General features: G+C 59.0%; 14 protein-coding genes. 6 read left to right on the top strand and 8 right to left on the bottom strand.

Features of this window, described 5'->3' with window-relative positions; genetic code table 11:
• Positions 1-136: 136 nt before the first annotated feature.
• Both AC1RN6_RS06635 and AC1RN6_RS06640 read right to left on the bottom strand, forming a co-directional pair.
• Positions 137-481, bottom strand: a complete 345-nt coding sequence (locus AC1RN6_RS06635; RefSeq protein WP_493004016.1) for a hypothetical protein — start codon at positions 479-481, stop codon at positions 137-139.
• 240 nt (positions 482-721) lie between these two features.
• Positions 722-1627, bottom strand: coding sequence for a LysR family transcriptional regulator (locus AC1RN6_RS06640; protein ID WP_493004017.1), 906 nt, complete (start codon positions 1625-1627; stop codon positions 722-724).
• 199 nt (positions 1628-1826) lie between these two features.
• Here AC1RN6_RS06640 and AC1RN6_RS06645 point away from each other — a divergent pair, with 199 nt between their 5' ends.
• From AC1RN6_RS06645 to AC1RN6_RS06665, 5 genes are all read left to right on the top strand, one after another.
• The gene (locus AC1RN6_RS06645) at positions 1827-3149 is read left to right on the top strand and encodes an aspartate aminotransferase family protein (protein WP_493004019.1); all 1323 of its coding nucleotides are present in this window, start codon (positions 1827-1829) and stop codon (positions 3147-3149) included.
• 110 nt (positions 3150-3259) lie between these two features.
• Positions 3260-4150 (top strand): amino acid ABC transporter substrate-binding protein, encoded by an 891-nt coding sequence (locus tag AC1RN6_RS06650; protein ID WP_493004021.1) that lies wholly within the window; start codon positions 3260-3262, stop codon positions 4148-4150.
• A gap of 182 nt (positions 4151-4332) precedes the next feature.
• The gene (locus tag AC1RN6_RS06655; RefSeq protein WP_493004022.1) at positions 4333-5046 is read left to right on the top strand and encodes an amino acid ABC transporter permease; all 714 of its coding nucleotides are present in this window, start codon (positions 4333-4335) and stop codon (positions 5044-5046) included.
• A 51-nt stretch (positions 5047-5097) separates the two neighbouring features.
• Positions 5098-5781 carry an amino acid ABC transporter permease gene (locus AC1RN6_RS06660; protein ID WP_493004023.1) on the top strand — a complete coding sequence of 228 codons (684 nt, stop codon included), beginning with the start codon at positions 5098-5100 and terminating at the stop codon, positions 5779-5781.
• A 15-nt stretch (positions 5782-5796) separates the two neighbouring features.
• Positions 5797-6534 (top strand): amino acid ABC transporter ATP-binding protein, encoded by a 738-nt coding sequence (locus tag AC1RN6_RS06665; protein WP_493004025.1) that lies wholly within the window; start codon positions 5797-5799, stop codon positions 6532-6534.
• Positions 6535-6677: 143 nt separating this feature from the next.
• Here the strand turns inward: AC1RN6_RS06665 and AC1RN6_RS06670 are convergent, their stop codons facing one another.
• From AC1RN6_RS06670 to AC1RN6_RS06695, 6 genes are all read right to left on the bottom strand, one after another.
• Positions 6678-10079, bottom strand: a complete 3402-nt coding sequence (locus tag AC1RN6_RS06670) for an ATP-binding protein (protein ID WP_493004026.1) — start codon at positions 10077-10079, stop codon at positions 6678-6680.
• A gap of 22 nt (positions 10080-10101) precedes the next feature.
• On the bottom strand, positions 10102-10821 hold the full coding sequence (locus AC1RN6_RS06675; RefSeq protein WP_493004027.1) for a response regulator: 720 nt from the start codon (positions 10819-10821) through the stop codon (positions 10102-10104).
• Positions 10822-11110: 289 nt separating this feature from the next.
• On the bottom strand, positions 11111-12058 hold the full coding sequence (locus AC1RN6_RS06680; protein ID WP_493004028.1) for a fimbrial protein: 948 nt from the start codon (positions 12056-12058) through the stop codon (positions 11111-11113).
• A gap of 50 nt (positions 12059-12108) precedes the next feature.
• Positions 12109-14766: a fimbria/pilus outer membrane usher protein gene (locus AC1RN6_RS06685; protein ID WP_493004030.1), complete on the bottom strand. Its 2658-nt coding sequence runs from the start codon at positions 14764-14766 to the stop codon at positions 12109-12111.
• On the bottom strand, positions 14763-15491 hold the full coding sequence (locus AC1RN6_RS06690) for a fimbrial biogenesis chaperone (RefSeq protein WP_493004031.1): 729 nt from the start codon (positions 15489-15491) through the stop codon (positions 14763-14765). Before AC1RN6_RS06690 ends, AC1RN6_RS06685 begins: the two co-directional genes overlap by 4 nt.
• Positions 15492-15592: 101 nt before the next feature.
• The gene (locus tag AC1RN6_RS06695; RefSeq protein WP_493004032.1) at positions 15593-16123 is read right to left on the bottom strand and encodes a fimbrial protein; all 531 of its coding nucleotides are present in this window, start codon (positions 16121-16123) and stop codon (positions 15593-15595) included.
• A 251-nt stretch (positions 16124-16374) separates the two neighbouring features.
• Between AC1RN6_RS06695 and AC1RN6_RS06700 the strand changes: the two genes are divergently transcribed.
• Complete coding sequence (locus tag AC1RN6_RS06700; protein ID WP_493004034.1) at positions 16375-17682, top strand: EAL domain-containing protein; 1308 nt, start codon at positions 16375-16377, stop codon at positions 17680-17682.
• The last annotated feature ends 9 nt before the right edge of the window (positions 17683-17691 follow it).

Genomic DNA, 17691 nt, shown 5'->3' on the forward strand with positions numbered 1-17691 from the left:
CGACCGGTTTCGGGCACTGGACATGTCGCGAAGTGAACAGCAAATTTATTGCATTTAATCGATCTGAACAGATGTCCACTAAAAAAAGCGGCCCATCAATTTCTTGAGAGCCGCGTATTCCCGTTCTCTTTATTAATCAGATGTCGACAAGGTCATACGTAATATTTGATTGACCTTTTCCCTGAACAAATCCTATCCAAACACCCAGGCCGGCAGGCACTTCAATTTCATAAGGGACGATGACGGTGATGAACTGAGGCTGGCTAACCATCACAATCATCCGGCAGTTGGGGTCCCCCGGGACAGTGGGCGCATTGACATCTGCGTAAATGGAGACTTGAGCAAGCGAGGTATTCGCACTGCCTAAGCAGATTGTTCTGAGAATCGCCCCGTGTACATTATCTGTTGGCGCAATGATCTGCTGAATAATGTTGGTACCGCCATTTGCGATGTAATGTTTTCCGATCTTAACTCGACTCATGAAAATTCCCTCTCTTTTTGAATGTAGGAACCGTCTTTAATTCACGGCAACATACGTTATCAGCTGAGAGCAAACCTACGTAGAATTCCACAGCGAAAACACGGGGGTGAGAGCGTTCCAATATTGGAAGAGACGCCTGCTTTACGAGCGGACTTTTGTTACTTTTGAATGTCCGCTTCTGGCCGATGGCGCCGTTGATGATCCAGAGAGGGCGATTCTGTTGCCCGTCACGGGCAATGGTCAGACTCGCACTTCTTTGTATTTGAGAATCTCTCGCCACATTCTGACCACCAGCGGCCGTAAATTGTTCTTCGGCTTGAATGCGAGGATGGAGACTTCCGTATCCCACGCCCCGCCGCCGACCGGTTCAAGACTCCAATGCCGGTGCTGACTGAACGAGCTGTCGGGCAGCCACGCCACTCCCAGTCCCTGCGATGCGAGGTCGCCAAGCACATCCGACATCTCTGTCTCGAACATGGGCGTGCCTTCCAGCTTGACTTCAGATCCTTCGATGATCTGATCGACGACGCGCGCGAAATACACGCTGGAGCTGTACATCAGCAACGGTGCAGGATTGCCTGCACTGCCGAGCGAGGTGTGCATTCCGATTTTTTCAATCAAGGCGGGTGATGCGTAAGGACGTACGCGCTCTCGACCCAATTCGACGCTTTCAAATAGCAGAGGATCGATCTGGATAGGTGACGCTGCATGATAAAAGCAGATGAGCAGATCGACATTGCCGGCAATGAACGACGACACGATGTCGTGCACGTTGCCGGTCTCCAGCGCACAGATCAGCGGTTGGCCACTGGTCCAGCTGTCCCACCATCCAGGAAGCCGGGTAGTCGCCAACGCATAGGGCATGGCCAGTTTGATCTTGTCGCGCGACTGGTTGCCGGCGAGGTCGGCCTTGGCGTCGGCGATCTGGCTGACAATCTGCGCCGCGACGCCGCGAAATTTTTCTCCGGCCGGGGTCAGCCTGGTCGGGTACGAACTGCGGTCGATCAGCTTGGCGCCCAGCATCTGTTCCAGGGAACCGATGCGTCTGCTGAACGCTGCCTGAGAAAGATTTCTGATCTCCGACGCACGCGTGAAATTGAGAACTTCCGACAGCGTCAGAAAATCCTGGAACCACTTGATATCCATTATTGCCTTCCTCCCTTACCTATCTTACGTCCGGATCCGCCGATTTCGGCCATGTGAATTTGCGATCACGCGATGCGTCCTGAACATGACGGCGATGCTGCACTTTGCATTGGACGCTCTGCATTCTCAACGTAATACTTAAGCAAATTCTGTGCAACCAGAACTCATCTCATCAAACCATTTTTTGAAAGGAATAGCGATGCCAACATCGACAGAACTGCATTCCGCTGCGAAAGAATTCATGGTGCGCTATGGCGGCGACACGTTTCCGAATCTGTTTCGTTCGGCCAAGGGCGCGGTGGTCATCGACGATACCGGCCGCGAGATCCTTGACTTCACTTCGGGGCAGATGTGCGCCACCATCGGGCATAACCATCCTGCCATCGTCGCAGCGGTGCAAAAGGCCGGCGAAGAAGCGTTTCACATGTTCAGCGGCATGATTCCAGAGGTGGTCGCCGAACTGGCGACCACCATGGCGCAAGACTGGATGCCGGAGTCGCTGACCAAGTCCATCTTCGTCAATACCGGTTCGGAAAGCAATGAGATCGCATTGCGCATGGCAAAGATGTACACCGGCGGTTATGAAGTGCTGGCGGTAGGCGGTTCATGGCATGGCGTCACCGGCGGATCGAGCAGCGTCTCGTTTGCCAGCGATCGCAAAGGTTACGGCGTGTCGACGCCAGGTGTCTATGTGTTGCCGGAACCCAATGACTATCGTCCCTATATCAAGGGCATGAACGGCGAAGAGTCGGCGCTGACGTGTCTGGAAATCGGGCTGAAGATGTTCGACATGGCTTCCTCCGGTCGTCCCGCTGCGATCATCATCGAACCCATCATCAGCGCCGGCGGCGTGCTGGTGCCTCCCAAGTCTTACATGCAGGCGCTGCGCAAAGCCGCCGACGAACGCGGCATGCTGCTGATCTTCGACGAGGCGCAAACGGCGTTCGGCCGCATCGGTCAACGCACCGCCTCAGACTTGTTCGGCGTTGTTCCGGACATCATGTCGGTCTCCAAGACCATGGGCGGCGGCTTGCCGCTGGCGGCGACTGTCACGACAGCGCAGATCGAACAGGCTGTGCATGAGCGCGGTTTCACTTTCTACACCAGTCACGTCTCAGACCCGCTGCCTGCGCGGGTAGGCCTGGCGGTGCTCAATACGATTCGCAATGAGGATCTGATCCGTCGCGCGCAGTCTACCGGTTCTTATCTGCGTTCCCGCCTGCTGGAACTGCAAACGCGCTATGAAAGCATCGGCGACGTGCGTGGTGAAGGCTTGCTTCTGGGTGTGGAACTGGTGGCCGACAGAGAGTCGCGCAATCCGGCGCACGAACTGGGTGCATTGACCACTCAGCGTTGCTTCGAACTGGGGCTGAGCATGAACATCCGGCGCCGTCCGGAACGCGGATCCGTGTGGCGCATTGCGCCGCCGCTGACGGTAGAGCACAAGCAGATCGATCAGGCGGTGGATATTCTGGATCGTGCCCTGCGAGAAAGCCTCGACAAGATGGCCGGCGCCCGCTAGTCCCGCCCAGAACCTGTTGCAAATTGCTGTCGAATGCCGGGCCACCTCTGTACCTCATGTGGCTCGTTCAGATTGTCGCGTCTTAAATTCATTTCCTTGGGAGAACTGTCATGGCTTCAATTCGTCTTGCAGCATTTACTTTTACCTGTGCGCTGGCAGCATCGGGGGCGATGGCGCAATCCATCGGCACGCTGCAAAAGATCAAGCAGTCCGGAGAGATCGTGTTTGGCTACCGCGAAAGTGCGATTCCGTTTTCCTACATCGACGCGAATCAGAATCCGGTCGGCTTCTCCATCGACCTCTGCAACCGGATCGCTGCCGCTGTGCGCGACAAACTGAGCCTGCCCTCCCTGAAAGTGAAATTTGAACCCGTGACTGCATCCAACCGGGTGCCCTTGCTAGTCAATGGCGCTGTCGATGTCGAGTGCGGTTCCACCACCAACACGCTGGAACGGCAAAAATCAGTCGATTTTCTGAATACGACTTACGTCAGTGGTACGCGGATCATGGTGCAGACCAGCAGCAACATCACCTCCATTGCCGACCTGAAAGACAAAGCCATTGCGGTCACCGCCGGTACGAACAATATCAAAGCGATCCAGCAAGCCAATCAGGCCGGCTCTCTCAATCTGAGCCTTGTCTACGGCAAGGACCACGCGGAAAGCTTCCTGATGCTGCAAAACGGCCGGGTAAGCGGGTTCTCAACAGACGACGTTCTGCTCTACAGCATCCGCGCGATGTCGCGCAATCCTGCCGGCACCAAGGTGGTCGGCCCGTTGCTGTCGCAAGAACCCTACGGTCTCATGATCCGCCGCAACGATGATGAATTCAAAAAATTTGCCAATGACGTGCTGGGCGGCATGTTTGGCAACGGTGAATTCAAGAAGACTTACTACAAGTGGTTCAACGCGCCGATCCCTCCCAAGAACATCAATCTCAGCATTCCCATGTCGCCCGAGCTGGAAAAGCTGATGGCTGCACCAAACAGTCACGGCGTGTAACAGGCTTGCCTGGTTCAGGCCACCGCAGGCGGCATCGGCAACGCGATTTCATCCATGTTGCTGCCTGCATCAATGCTTCCTTGATTTCTTCTGTAACTTGCAGCTCGCACCCGATATTCCGAGAGGCGATGCGAGATCGCTCACGGGTAGGCGTTACTTCGGATATGGCAAAGGATTAAGCGATGGAATATCAATGGCACTGGAACGTTTTCTTCCAGATATCGCCGGACGCAGGTCAAGCGTACTGGATTCTGTTTGTCAAAGGCTTTGCCGCCACGCTGGCGGTCTCGGCCGCGAGCTGGATCATCGCCTTTGTGCTGGGTGTGATCGTCGGCGCGGCGCGCACTTCCCTGATCTTCTGGATACGCATGCCGGCGTATCTGTATGTGCACTTGTTTCGTGGCGTTCCCTTGCTGGTCCAGCTATTCCTCTGGTATTTCGTCTTCCCCGAAATGTTCGACAGCGTGAAGGCGGCGGTAGTGAGAACCGACGCCATGTACGTGCAATTCATCGCCGTGACAGTTTGCCTGGGCTTGTTTACCTCGGCGCGGGTAGCAGAGCAGGTGCGCTCCGGCATTGAATCGCTCTCGCGTGGCCAGCGCAGCGCCGGCATGGCGCTGGGATTGCATCCGGCACAGATCTATCGGTACGTGTTGCTGCCGCAGTCGATGCGCCTGATCGTTCCACCGTTGACCAGCGAGTTGATGAACCTGATCAAGAATTCATCCATTGCACTGACTATCGGTTTCGCAGAACTGACATTTCGTGCACGTGAAATCGGAGAGACCACATTTTCCTATTTCGAGGCGTTCATTGTGACCACCATCGTCTACATCGCCATCGCGCTGACTGCCTATGCTGTCATGGCGCGTTTCGAACCGAGGAAAACGGCGTAACTGCCGTATTTTCCGTAACGCACGCTTGCGCAGGCAGAGAGGATATTCAATATGACACTGGATTTCGGGATCGTTTCCGACAATATTTCCTACATCGCCAATGGCTTCGCCTTCACGTTGCAACTGACGGCGGTCGCGACAGTGATCGGCATGCTGCTCGGCCTCATGCTGGCACTGGCGCGAGAATCCAAGGTGCAGCTCGTTGCGCGCTGTGCCTCGACCTACGTCATCGCCATGCGGTCGATTCCACTGATTCTGGTGCTGTTCTGGATATTCTTCCTGATGCCTTTGGCTTTGCAATTTCTTTTGGGGGCGGGGTCGCCCGTCAAGGTCGATGGCAAACAAACGGCGATGGTCACGTTCAGCCTGTTTGAATCGGCTTACTTCTGCGAGATTGTTCGCTCGGGCATACGCTCGGTATCTGCAGGCCAGCGCTCTGCTGCATTCGCGCTCGGTCTCAATCCGGTGCAGACGATGGGCTATGTGATATTGCCGCAGGGATTGCGCAATATGTTACCGATCTTTCTGACTCAGGTCATCGTCCTCTTTCAGGATACCTCGCTGGTTTATGTGATTTCAGTCACGGATTTTATGGGCGCTGCCGCCAAGATCGGTGAGCGCGACGGCAGCCTGATCGAACCGTATCTGTTCGTCGCGGCGATCTATCTCGTGATCAGTGTGGCGATAGCCGAAAGCGCAGCCCGGATGTTTCGCAAAAAGACCGCACGCATTTAACTACAAGGAAAATTCATGCTCGCAATAGACAATCTGTCGAAATGGTATGGCGACTTCAAGGTTCTCAGCGATTGTTCAGTGCGCATCGACAGGCGCGACGTTGTGGTCATTTGCGGGCCGTCCGGCTCGGGAAAATCGACGTTCATCAAAACGATCAACGGTCTGGAACCGTTCGATCAAGGGCGTATTTCGATACAGGGAACCGCCGTCAGCTCAAAGATGCTGTGCAGCGCGGCGCATCGACGACGCGTCGGGATGGTATTTCAGAACTTCGAATTGTTTGGTCACCTTAGCGTGTTGGAAAATCTCAATCTTGCGCAGCGAAAGGTACTTCGACGTTCACATGAAGAAGCTTCGGAGCGCAGCAGAGCAATGCTGGCACGTGTAGGTCTGACGGCACATGCGGCCAAGTATCCGCATCAACTATCCGGTGGACAGCAGCAGCGCGTTGCCATTGCAAGAGCGCTGACCATGGACCCCGAGATCATGTTGTTCGACGAGCCCACCTCTGCCCTTGATCCAGAGATGGTGAAGGAAGTGCTGGATGTCATGGCGGAACTGGCCGCAGCGGGCATGACGATGCTGGTCGTGACCCACGAAATGGGTTTCGCCCGGCAAGTCGCCGATCGGATTATTTTTATGGAAGAGGGGAGAATCGTCGAAGACTGCAGCAAAGAACATTTCTTCGGCGCCGCCAACGACCTCAGTGCCAGAGTGCGGAGTTTCTTATCTTTGACACAGGTCTCTCATTGAGAGAATCGCCAATCGTTGAATGTAGAAGCCGGGATGTTTTCCAAAGACTCCGTGATCACTGCAAATCTTCAGACTTGGAACATTGAAATTTTCTGCGAGACATATCCATCGTTTTGCTTCGGCTGATCTTTCACGGCATGACTCTAGCCCGACTCGCAGCGTCGTACTATCCCGGCCATGAGATCCCAGAATACCGGTAGCTGTCCGCGGATCGCATCGAGTCCTTTGTCCTTGACTTTCGCATGCAATCTTTCGCACCACTCTGCGCCCTCGCGTTCTCCCAGCACCAGGAGTGCTCCCTTGAGCCGATGCAGTCGACCGATAAAGCGTACCGCAGCCTCCTCGGTCCCCGCGGCAAGCGCCTGCTCGAGAACGGCCTGATCGTCCGGCCAGAGTTCAAGAAACGCTGCCCGCAACTCGGCGTCGGCGATGGGCGGCTGCATGACGAGATTTCCTTCATGCGCGCGCGGCGCAGGGACGACTTCGCCCAGCACTTCATTGAGTGCGGCACGCAACTGACCGATGGAGACGGGTTTGTGCAGCACCGCCGCGAAGGCAGCTTGTTGCGCGTCCCGGTCCTCCTCAATGCTGGCGGTATTGACAATGACGGGCGTGGCGATGCCGGCATGGCGCAGCGCAGCGGCCAGGGCCTGGCCATCCATGACGGGCATGCCGAGGTCCGTCACGATGACATCGTATGGTTCCTGCACGCAACGCATCATGGCCTGCTCGCCGTTCGATACGCTATCGACTCGCTCGAACCCCAGCGCGGCGAGCTGGTTCTCGAGCAGCACGCGATTGAGAGGATCATCCTCGGCGATCAGAATACGCCGGCTCCGGTATTCCGCCACGACGGGGCGGGCGCCGCTCGCGCCACCGGGCGGCAACGTGATCTTGCCGCCCAGCGCCAGTGCATGTCCCAATGCTCTTCCGCTAAGCGATGTCACATGCAGCAAGCCGTCACGTCGTTCCGGGTACAAGGGGCCGTCAGCGGAGACGATCAGCGTGTCGACGAATTGCTCCCTTGCTTCGAGCGGCAGGCGATCCATCGCACAGTGGTTGCACGCCACGACCAGCAAGGTTTCAGCCCTCCGCTCACAGTCTTGCCGGCTTTCGCTGTCAACCACCGGCATACCGGGCAAGCGGTGTCTGATCTGCGCCAGGAGCACGTCCCGCCAGGCTGGCGATTCGCACTTCACCAGCACCTGTGTGAACAGGGAGGCCTCGTGCGCCGGCTCCGGCGTCGCGGGTAACTGCCTGAGCGGCAACTCGACGGCAAACACGCTGCCTTCGCCTTCCTCGCTTTCGACGGTAATCTTGCCGCCCATCAGTTCAGTCAGCCGCTGGCACAGAGACAGGCCGAGACCGGTTCCCCCAAAGCGATGCGCAATGGACGCGTTTGCCTGTACAAACGGTTCGAAGATGGTTGCCTGCCGCTCCTCAGGAATACCGATTCCCGAGTCGGCGATGCTCAGATGCACCCGGGGCGCATCCGGATCTGTTGATGAGATTCTGGCGCGCAAAGTGATCGCGCCCGTGGACGTAAATCTCGTCGCGTTGCTGAGAAAATTCATCAGTATCTGAGAAATCCGGTGGCCGTCGCCCTCCCTGGGCATCGACAACTCCGGGTCGACCAGGCAAAAGAAGCGCAATCCCTTGCCCGTGATGAGCGGCGCAAACGTCTGTGCGCATTGCTCCACCAGCAGATCGATACGCACCGGCTCCAGCTGCGGCGTCAGTTCGCCGGCTTCCACTCTGGAGAGATCAAGAATGTCGTTGATCAGCTCGAGCAGCGCGTCAAAAGAGCGCCTGATTGTTTCGACCCGGGCGCGCTGCGGCCTGGTGAGTGCTTCCAGGGCGAGCAGTTCAAGATTGCCGAGCGCGCCGTGCAACGGTGTGCGTATCTCGTGACTCATCGCCGCGAGAAACAAGGACTTGGCCTGATTGGCTTCATCGGCTGTCCGGCGGGCCTGTTGCAAAAGTTGTTCGGTCGCTTTGCGTTCTGTGATGTCGGTCAGGCCCACGAGCACCACGTTCCGCTCCTGATAACGGGCCTGTGAGAACGTCGCCATGAGCTCGACCGGCCGGCCGCCGGTGGAGACGGCCGACGCTTCGGCATAGTGCACGGCAGCCGAAGCAGGATCGTCCGCTGGCGCCGGTCTGGTGGACGCGCTCCTCAGCAGGCTGGTGTAGAACCGTCCGTCATCGTCGGTCTGCAGGCCGCTGAGTTCCCTGGCGATGGCGTTCTGCATGACGATCGTACCGGCGGCGGGATCCAGTACGCCAAGTCCGACCGGCGCGGTATCCAGCACGGTGCGGTTGAACATTTCGCTTTCATAGACCCTGCGCGAACGCACCTGCATTGGCGCCAGGACGAAACGGTCGAGCGCGATGATGAACGTCCAGAGGATCGCCAGTACCAGGATCAGCAGGGTGCCGATCATCAGCCCTTCGCTGCGCAGCCCGGTGAGAATCGTGCGCCAGTCAAAAGCATAGACGGCAATCCAGTCCGGTCCCGGGATGAGTTGCGTGACAAAGAAAACGCCACCCCGTCGCGAAATGTGCGGATAGGTTCGCACGTTCTGGATGAGGTCGGGTGTCGACCGGACCAGAGCGGCCCAACGCGCCTCGCGCGGATTCGAATCGTCCAGCCCCAGAAGATGCTGACGGGTGCGCGAGATCACGAAGAAATCAGGATCGTGCATGGCCTGCCGGAACAGCGGGTCGAAGCTGGCGAACGGCACGGTGGCGACAATGACGGCCACACGACGGCCGTCCCGAAACACCGGACTGGCGAAATGCGTGACGAATTCTCCTGTCACCGGATCGAAGGCGAGCGGCACCCAGAAGATGCGTTGATTGCGCAGCGCCTCGTCCGAGTAGGTCTTCAGAACGGCCTCCACGCGGGCAACGCGCTGTACGATCAATGGCGTAATGCCGCGCTCGCGCGCATCGCGCATCACCTCTTCCGACAAAGGCGGCATGGAAGCCATGAACCGTCCATCGGGACTATAGGTAAAGCCGCCCAGAAAATGTCCGCTGTCGCGCAGCCGCAGGAGAGGGAAGGGTGATATGTCGCGAATCAGTCGCAGCAGCATCGCAAGCTGGGCGCGGTCTTGCGGACGGCTGAGCGTGGAAAAAACCGAGAACGGCGTCACCGTGACGTCGGCGCCGGTGACGGCCATGTCGCGGTTCCCCTCAAGCAAGCGTTGATAACGCTGGACGGGAACCTCGTCGTGGTCGTGCAGCGTCCAGAGCAATTCATACGCTTCGACAGTCTGTTTCAGGCGAGCTTCATAGCGATCGACTTCCGCCTTCACCAGATCGCGTTGCAACAGGAATGCCTGCTGGCGATCATTGATGAAGCGGTTGATGCGCTGGTTCACACCGATCGCAGCTGCGCCGCAAATGGCCACGCTGAGGAGCGCGGCCCCGCCGTAGAGCAGGCGCCGGGAATACTGCCCCAGCAGCTCGGGAGAATGGTCTGTCCCACGCTGCTGCCGTGCTGCAAGGCGCGCGAACGGACGCCACCATGGACGGCTCATGACCGGCTCGATACGAAGTCCATCAGGGCAACTGCCGGAATGCGTTGAGCAGTTCGACGTCGTTGCGCGCGCCGAGCTTGATCATGGCGTTCTTCTTTTGAGAACTGATGGTCTTGAGGCTGCGATTCGTATACTGAGCGATTTCAGTTACCGTCATGCCCCGTGCAAACAGGCGCAGCACTTCCGTCTCCCGCGGCGACAGTCCGGTGGAGGAAACGGAACCGTCCGACGCCTGATTGACCACCATGTGCCGCACCATCTGTTCCGAGGTTTTCGGGTCGAGATATATTTTGCCTGCCAGAATGCTGTCGATGACAGAGGACAGGGACGCAAATTCGTCGCTGACCTTGCTCAGAAAGCCCACCACGCCAAGGCGTAGCGCCTGCTGGACAATCATGACGTCATCGTGGGCAGTGAGCAGGATGATCTTCACATCCGGATAAAGCCGTCGGATGCGTTCCAGCAGTTGCAGGCCGTCGGGTTCGGGATCGCCGTCGAACGAGTAATCGCACACCAGGACGTCGCAGGGTGCTTCCTGCAAGACTTGCATCAGTCCCGTAATCGACGTCGCCGTAGCGACGGAATAAAGGTCCGGCTCACTCTCCAGCACCTTGGTGATGCCCATCACCACGACCAGATGATCGTCGGCGACAACGACCCGGCGGCGGGAGGCCGCCGTCGATGCAGACATCAGGTCATGGGGGACGCCTGGAGAAAAATCGGGCAACGGATTTTGTGTCATGAGAGCTCCGGAAACGGGACAACGCTGACCTGGTCGTCGAACGCGGCAAAGTCTGAAAATCATCCGATTGAGCAACAAACATAAGGAAGCGGACCTCGTCAGATAGCGGGGCCGCCTCTTGCGGGATGTGATTGGACGTTGTTCTCGCCACCATGCCAATGTATCACCTCCGGCCGCGATTTTCCTGCACGGATGTGAAACACAAACCGGAGAAGTCACTACAGCATCGCCATTTGAGATCGTTTTGAGACAGCCAATGTGGCAGAAATCCGGCAGTCCGCTTATTTATTCATTCATAGTTGAACAGGACCTGCACCGTGGAGTTGATGGATCCTGTTTGCAATGCACCGGTACGCTTGAGTCTCGCATAAAACCCGTAGTTCCTCGCAATGGTCGAATCGCTAACATTCCACGATACGGCGGCGCGAGCATTCGGCGTCACCACCGCCCCTTCCGCCGTGCCTATTTCAATGCCGACTCCCCGTGCGGTGCCATTGGTGTTGGCGAAGACGCTGGCGTCTCCGTTGCCGACATCAGCAACGCCATTCATCTGCGCCGTCACTTTGGTAATGCCGGCGGGACAGTTGGACAATGAAATCGAAAAATTCGTTTTCTTTCCGTACTCACCGACCGCGCCGAGTTCCTGTGCACTTGCATTGACGCGTACGGACTGACTGGCATTGTTCACCGTACACGTGCTGCTTGTGGCAGTGATACCGGAATGGTCAATCCGTCCCACGACACGAATGCTGCCGTCTCTTGACGGGTAACCGAGGCCGCCGAATGCCAGGAAACTGAATTTCCCCGGTTCCACCGGCCCGGTTTTCACCAGGGTCACTGTGTAATTTATAGGGGCAAATGAAAATTGCCCTTTCCCTGAAGATAAGACGTCGCCCACCGAATACGTCTTGCCGGAAATGGCAAGCGCTATCTTGAACGCGATTCCCGGGACGCCTGTCGCGTAATAACTCCCGGTCCGGTTTCCATTTGCGTAGACCTTGACGGTGTCACTTGCCTCGGTGCACGTTACCGTCACCGTTTTGCTTCCTGAACGTTGCCATACCCCAATCACTTCTCCGTATGCCATCGACGACGGGACGTTGACTTTGATCGCGGGGAGTACCGGAATGTCCGATCCCGATGCGGTGCTGCAATAAGCAAGGGCATGACTGCTTGTCACTAGAATAGCTGCGCCGATGATGATCGGCAATGTGGTTTTATGAATCAGTTTCAACATTTTTTTCTCCGGCAATAAGGCCAAGGCGTTTCCATTCGGAACGCCGCACATTACGAAGGCGCGTTCTCGGTGTTCTCGGAACGCCCGGCCACAGGCGGCGCGGACGGAACCGGTCTGTTGTTCCGGCTTTTCACACCAGCGTCGCCGTGCTGCATAGCCGCCAGGCTGTCGCTGCGGCCTGGCGTGGCCTTCGCTTCCTTTGCTCCCGGATCGCAGACGGCCGACACGCGTGCATAGGTGGTCTGTCTGGCTCCTTTTGGCAAAGCCGGCAGGTCGTATCCGATACGACATTGCCGCGCCATGACGTCGCCCCACCGGATTGATAAGGTCCCGGCGCCGTCCAGGCCGCGCGCCATGACGCGGCCGCCTTGCGCCACGACACCCACGATCCGGCCGGAGGCGTCGTCCGTCACCTGTGCGCCGAACGGCACGTCGACACCCGCCGGTGTCTCCAGGTCGATCACTACTGCACGTCCGCTTTCGGTCGCGAACTTCGCCATCACCACCGCTCCTGCGCGCGGCACCACCTGTTCGCTGGTGCTGGTCAGTTCCACGTCCATGGGCAGGTATTTGGGATCCAGATTGATCGTATTGCGCCGATATGGCGTCAGGTAGGGCACGACCGCAAAACCGCGGCCATCGAGTCGCACGCCTGACTGCGTCGTCACTTCGGCGCCGGCTGCATCAGGTGCCTCGACGATCGCGATGGTCTCGCCCGCGGTCTGCCCGAAGGTCACGCCGCCCGGGTGCGCCACCACCGATCCGGCCGCGCCGAACGACGCCTGCCGGTAACCCGCTCCGCCTGCCACGGCGGTATTGAACTCCGCGTAGGGCGCGCGATAATTGCCGGACAGGTTCGCCAGGTCCGAGCCGCCCGCCTCATGCGCGAAGCTGCCGTTCCAGCTGAACTGGTTGTTCTCGCCCAAGGTACTGTTCACCGATACCTGGCCGTTCATGCCGCTCCTGCCGGCGCCGCCCGTTGCACTGACCGAACTGCGACCGCCAAACGGCACGGTGAGCGTGGCGTAGGCAAGGTTGTCCGTGCGCCCCGACAAGTCGCGCGTACGCATCGCAGCAACCGAGTAGCTGAAATGGCGGGTACTCCCCGAGTACCCGATTTGATACTGCAGGCTGGTGTCGTCGCGGCCCCAGTAATTCTGGGCCTGGGCGGTCAGGTACAGGGAACCCTGACTGCCGAGCGACTGGTTCATGGTGATCTGCATGGAGCTGCGCTGACGCTGCTCCATGCCGGCATTGAGCCCGGCAGAACGGTCCAGCGCCGCCATCGCGTCGCGCAGGTTGTAGAAGCCTTGGGTCGAATAGCGGTATGCGGCTACCGACAAGCTGGTGCCGGTAGCCGGCATCGCTTTGCTGTACGACAGCCGCGCACTCTGTCCGGCGTACGCGGTGGCCGGCAGGCTGGTCTTCGTGTGGGTGACATCCAGGCCGAAGGCACCGACCGGCGTGTTCACGGCGTTGCCCAGCATGGCGGCCCAATATCCCTGGGCTGCGATCATGCCGCCGTAAGCGCTGAACAGGTTCGACAAGCCGCGCTGGTAGGTCAGTTGTCCGACCCAGCGCTTACGGCGGTTGCGGTCGGTGCCGCGGTCATAGCCGCTCCGGTATTGTCCGAACGCTGCGCTGTAACGCTGAGCGCCGGGACGCAGCATGCGTGTCACGGCAGCATAGGGAACCTTGAAGGTGCGGACCTGGCCATCGGCTTCGGCGATGCTGACATCAAGGTCGCCGCCATAGCCTGTCGGATAAAGATCATCGATTTCAAAGGGGCCGGGTGCAACCGTGGTCTCGAGCAGCACATAGCCGTTCTGCCGGATCGTGACCCTGGCATTGGTTTTCGCTACGCCCCGCACGGTCGGGGCGTAACCCCGCAGGGAATCCGGCTGCATGCGTTCGTCGCTTGCCAGCTGGACGCCGCGCAGCGAAAAAGAATCAAACAGGTCGCCGTTCGTAAACGTGTCGCCCGCGATGAACTGCGATTCGAGCGCCTCGACCTCGCGCTGCAGGTACAGACTCTGGTTCTGCCAGCGGCTGCGCTGATTGTTCCGTTCAAACGACGACCGGTAGCGCGCCCGCCAGGCTCCCAGGTTGACGCCTCCCGACAGGCCCAGATAATTCTGCGCGCCGCCGGATTGATTGTCGCTGTAGAAGCTGTTGAGGCTGTAATTGAGAATGCCCGCCGTCACGCCGCTATCCCATCGCGCGGGATTGACATAACCCCGGGCGGTGCGCAGCAAGTTGATCTGCGGAATACCGACGTCGAGCCGTTGCGCGCTGCTGTCGAAACGCACCGACGAAGCGGCAATCAGCCCTGGCAAGTCAACGCAGGCATCGGCCGTATATGCGTCCAGTCCGGCGAGCTTGTCGAGATCGACTCCCAGCCGCTCCAGCAGGGCCATCGTCACGCACGGCCTGGCGCTATCGCTGCCAGGCTGCGAGCGCAGTTTGATCGATTCATTGCCGGCGAGCGCATCGTTGAGATACACGTCCACCCGGTACATGCCCGGGATCACCGGATTGCCATGTGCGAATCGGGAAAGATCAGCTGAGCTTGCTCCGCCTGCGAGAAAATCCTGGTCGAACTCCAGTACATCATCAGCCCAGACCCCGCTCGCGGCCAGCATGAAACATGCGCCCACGGCGGCCCTCATCGAGGCATGCCGGAAAGCGGGCCGCTTGGCGCCAGTCATCGGCTAATCCCGCGCGTCTGCCGGCGGGTTGCGCCGTAGTCATCAATCGCGGTGTAATTAACCTGCGCGGCAGGCGCCGGAGTTGCTGCCAGCGGTATGCGCAGCGTCCCGCCGGGCGCCAGCATCCCCGAACCGACCGAGTCCGGAGCGTCGTCGATCATCACCTCCGTGAGCGACACGTGATACGGCGTCGGGTTGCTTCCCTCGAGCGTCCAGTGGGGCCCTTCGTGCAAGAGTTTCCAGTTCAGCTGTGCGTACGGCTGCGCCGGCCCGGCCTCAAGTTCGGTGGGGCGAAAAAATACTTTGACGCGGCTGCGCAGGGCCACCTGGACCACATTCTCACCGCGCTCCCGCGCGGCGGGCTTCGGAGGGATTTCCAGAACATTCAGGTAATACACCGACTCGCGATCCTGCGGCAATGGGTCTCCCGCATACATCAGGCGCAGTGTCTGGCTCTTGCCGGCGTCGATGCGCGCCAGCGGCGGCATCAGGATGAAGGGGGCCTTGATCCGGCTCGGATTGCCCTGCGCATCGCCGTCATCCAGCCACGCCTGCGCCACGACCGGCTGCGCGCCGTTGTTGGTGAGCCTGATGCTGACTTCCCGGTCGCCGCCAGGATAGATGACGCGGGTGCCGTCCAGCACGATCGAAGCGTGGCCAGAAGTCCCCGTGAGGCCGAGACTCAATAAACCCAGAGATAAAATTCGACGGATTGATTTTTTCATGATGCCCTCCTTGAATCTGATCAGAACTGCGAAGCGCCTGGCGCTCTCCCGATCGTGCGTACGTGGAACTCATTTCATCAATAAATGAGAGACGGCTCCGGTTATGGATAGACGATGCTGTAGGTCACCGAGCTGTTGACGCTGCCTGGGGTTGCCTGTCCCGTTGCGTAGTAGCCAACGGCGTAATCCAGCCGCGCGGCGCCATCAACAAGTCCGACGCCGGCAACGGTGCTTTCGTCGCCCACCCGGATGACACTGCCGTCCGAATTGCGCAATTGCAGCTGAACGTTTTTGGCAGCATCGGCGCTGCTGACGATGTTCAGACGGCCCGAGGCGGGGTCGACATTAGGGCCAGGCTCGAAACCTGCCTTGACGACGCCGGCGCTGTCGCCGCACCCTGACAGCGAAATGTTGATCGGTTTGAAGCCGCCCGTATCGGTGGCGACCGCTAGCGTACTGGTGGCGATCTTCGGCAAGGTCACCGACACGTTGCCGCCGCTGCCGTCGCCTTTGACTGTGCAGGTGCTGGAGGTCACGTTGCCGGTGATGGCGATGGTGCCGTCCGACGCTTGCGCCGCGGCAGCCGCAACAGTCAACGCGGCCAGAAGAGAAATATGGATATGCTTTTGCATGATGTTTGAGATGTCCCTGTAAAAAAAATGAACGGATGGGTTACGCCGCCCCCGACTTGATGATGCGAGGCAGCGACCGATATTTTGGGACAAGCGCCTGGAACGAAACATGGGACGACCTCTGATTTCGGATATAGGAAAAATCCCAATTCGCACTAGGAAAAATCTCAGTGACCAGAACGCGGCCCCGCGCATTACCGGGTCATCCTGCATCGGCAAGAATAGGAATATTCCTATTCCCGAATCGGAGAATGATCGATAGTGAAAACCGGGAGCGACTCGCAAAATGGATGCGCCATCAACTTGAACGCATTCGCGATGTTTGCCCTCTCCGCAGGGAGGCGCAACAGAGCCGATGCAATGTCACCGTCATGAACATTGAGCATGCCCTGGTCGCCGAAGACCATGCAGTACAACGTATCTACCTGAAGCGCGTACTTCGTCAGACCGGCATCGCTCACGTGGCTGACGTTGCCGACGGGCTGAGCGCCATTGACGCGCTGAGCCGCCAGGCGTGGGACCTCGTCGTGTCCGATCTGGACATGCCCGGTGCGACCGGGCTACAGATCATTGATGCGATCGCCAAGACAGGCAGCAACGCACGCCTCATCATCGTGAGTTCACACGAACAGCGGATTCTCTCGGCTGCGGAAGAGTATGCGCTGAGCAAAGGCGTGCGCGTGCTGGCAGCCATCAGCAAGGCATCGGCACAGACCCGGCTCGCCGAACTCATCGGCGCCGGAGATGAGTTCGCCAGCGCCGCCTGCGCGATGCCGGAGGATGGATTCCGGCCGACATCCGAAGAAATTTTCCATGCTTTCGATCACGGCGAGATCGCGGCCCATTTCCGGCTGCAGCATCGCGTTTCCACGGGCGAATTGTGGGGCGCGGAACTCCTTCCCCGCTGGGACCATCCGCAGCACGGCACGCTCGCTCTCGACCAGTTCTTGCCCAGGGCATCGAATGGTTTCGTCGATGCGCTCTCGGAATACATGATCGAGGCAGCCATCGCCATGCTCGGCAAGTTGGGGACTGGCAACACACTGCGGCTCAACGCCGATGTTTCCGCCCGGGTCGCGACTTCAGCGGCGTGGGCGGAGCAAGTCACCCGGCGTTGTCTGTCGACAGGCGTGCGGCCCTCGGATCTGATCATCGAAATCACGGAAGACGGGCAAGAGTCGTCCAGCGCGGGACTGGCCGGCGCGATCGCCCAGTTGCGTGTCCGGGGGACCGATTGCGCCATCAATCATTTCGGTTGCGGATGCGCTTCGCTGGAGCGCCTGTCAGCGGTTCCGTTCAGCCACATCAAACTCGATCGATCGTTGATCGCGCGGGCGCGCACCGCACCGCATGCCCGGATGCTGCTGGGTGCGGCCGTCGAAATGGGACACGACCTCTGCATGATCGTCATGGCGGACGGTGTGGAGACGGCCGCCGATCTCGCGCTGGCGCGCACGCTCGGGATCGACGTTGCTCAAGGCCCCTACTACGGAACCGCCATGCGCGGAGATGAATTTTTTAACTACGCCACCGGATTGGAAAACCAGACCTTCCGGTAAAACGAAACA

This window comes from Herbaspirillum sp. GW822-FHT03A08, assembly GCF_058801885.1.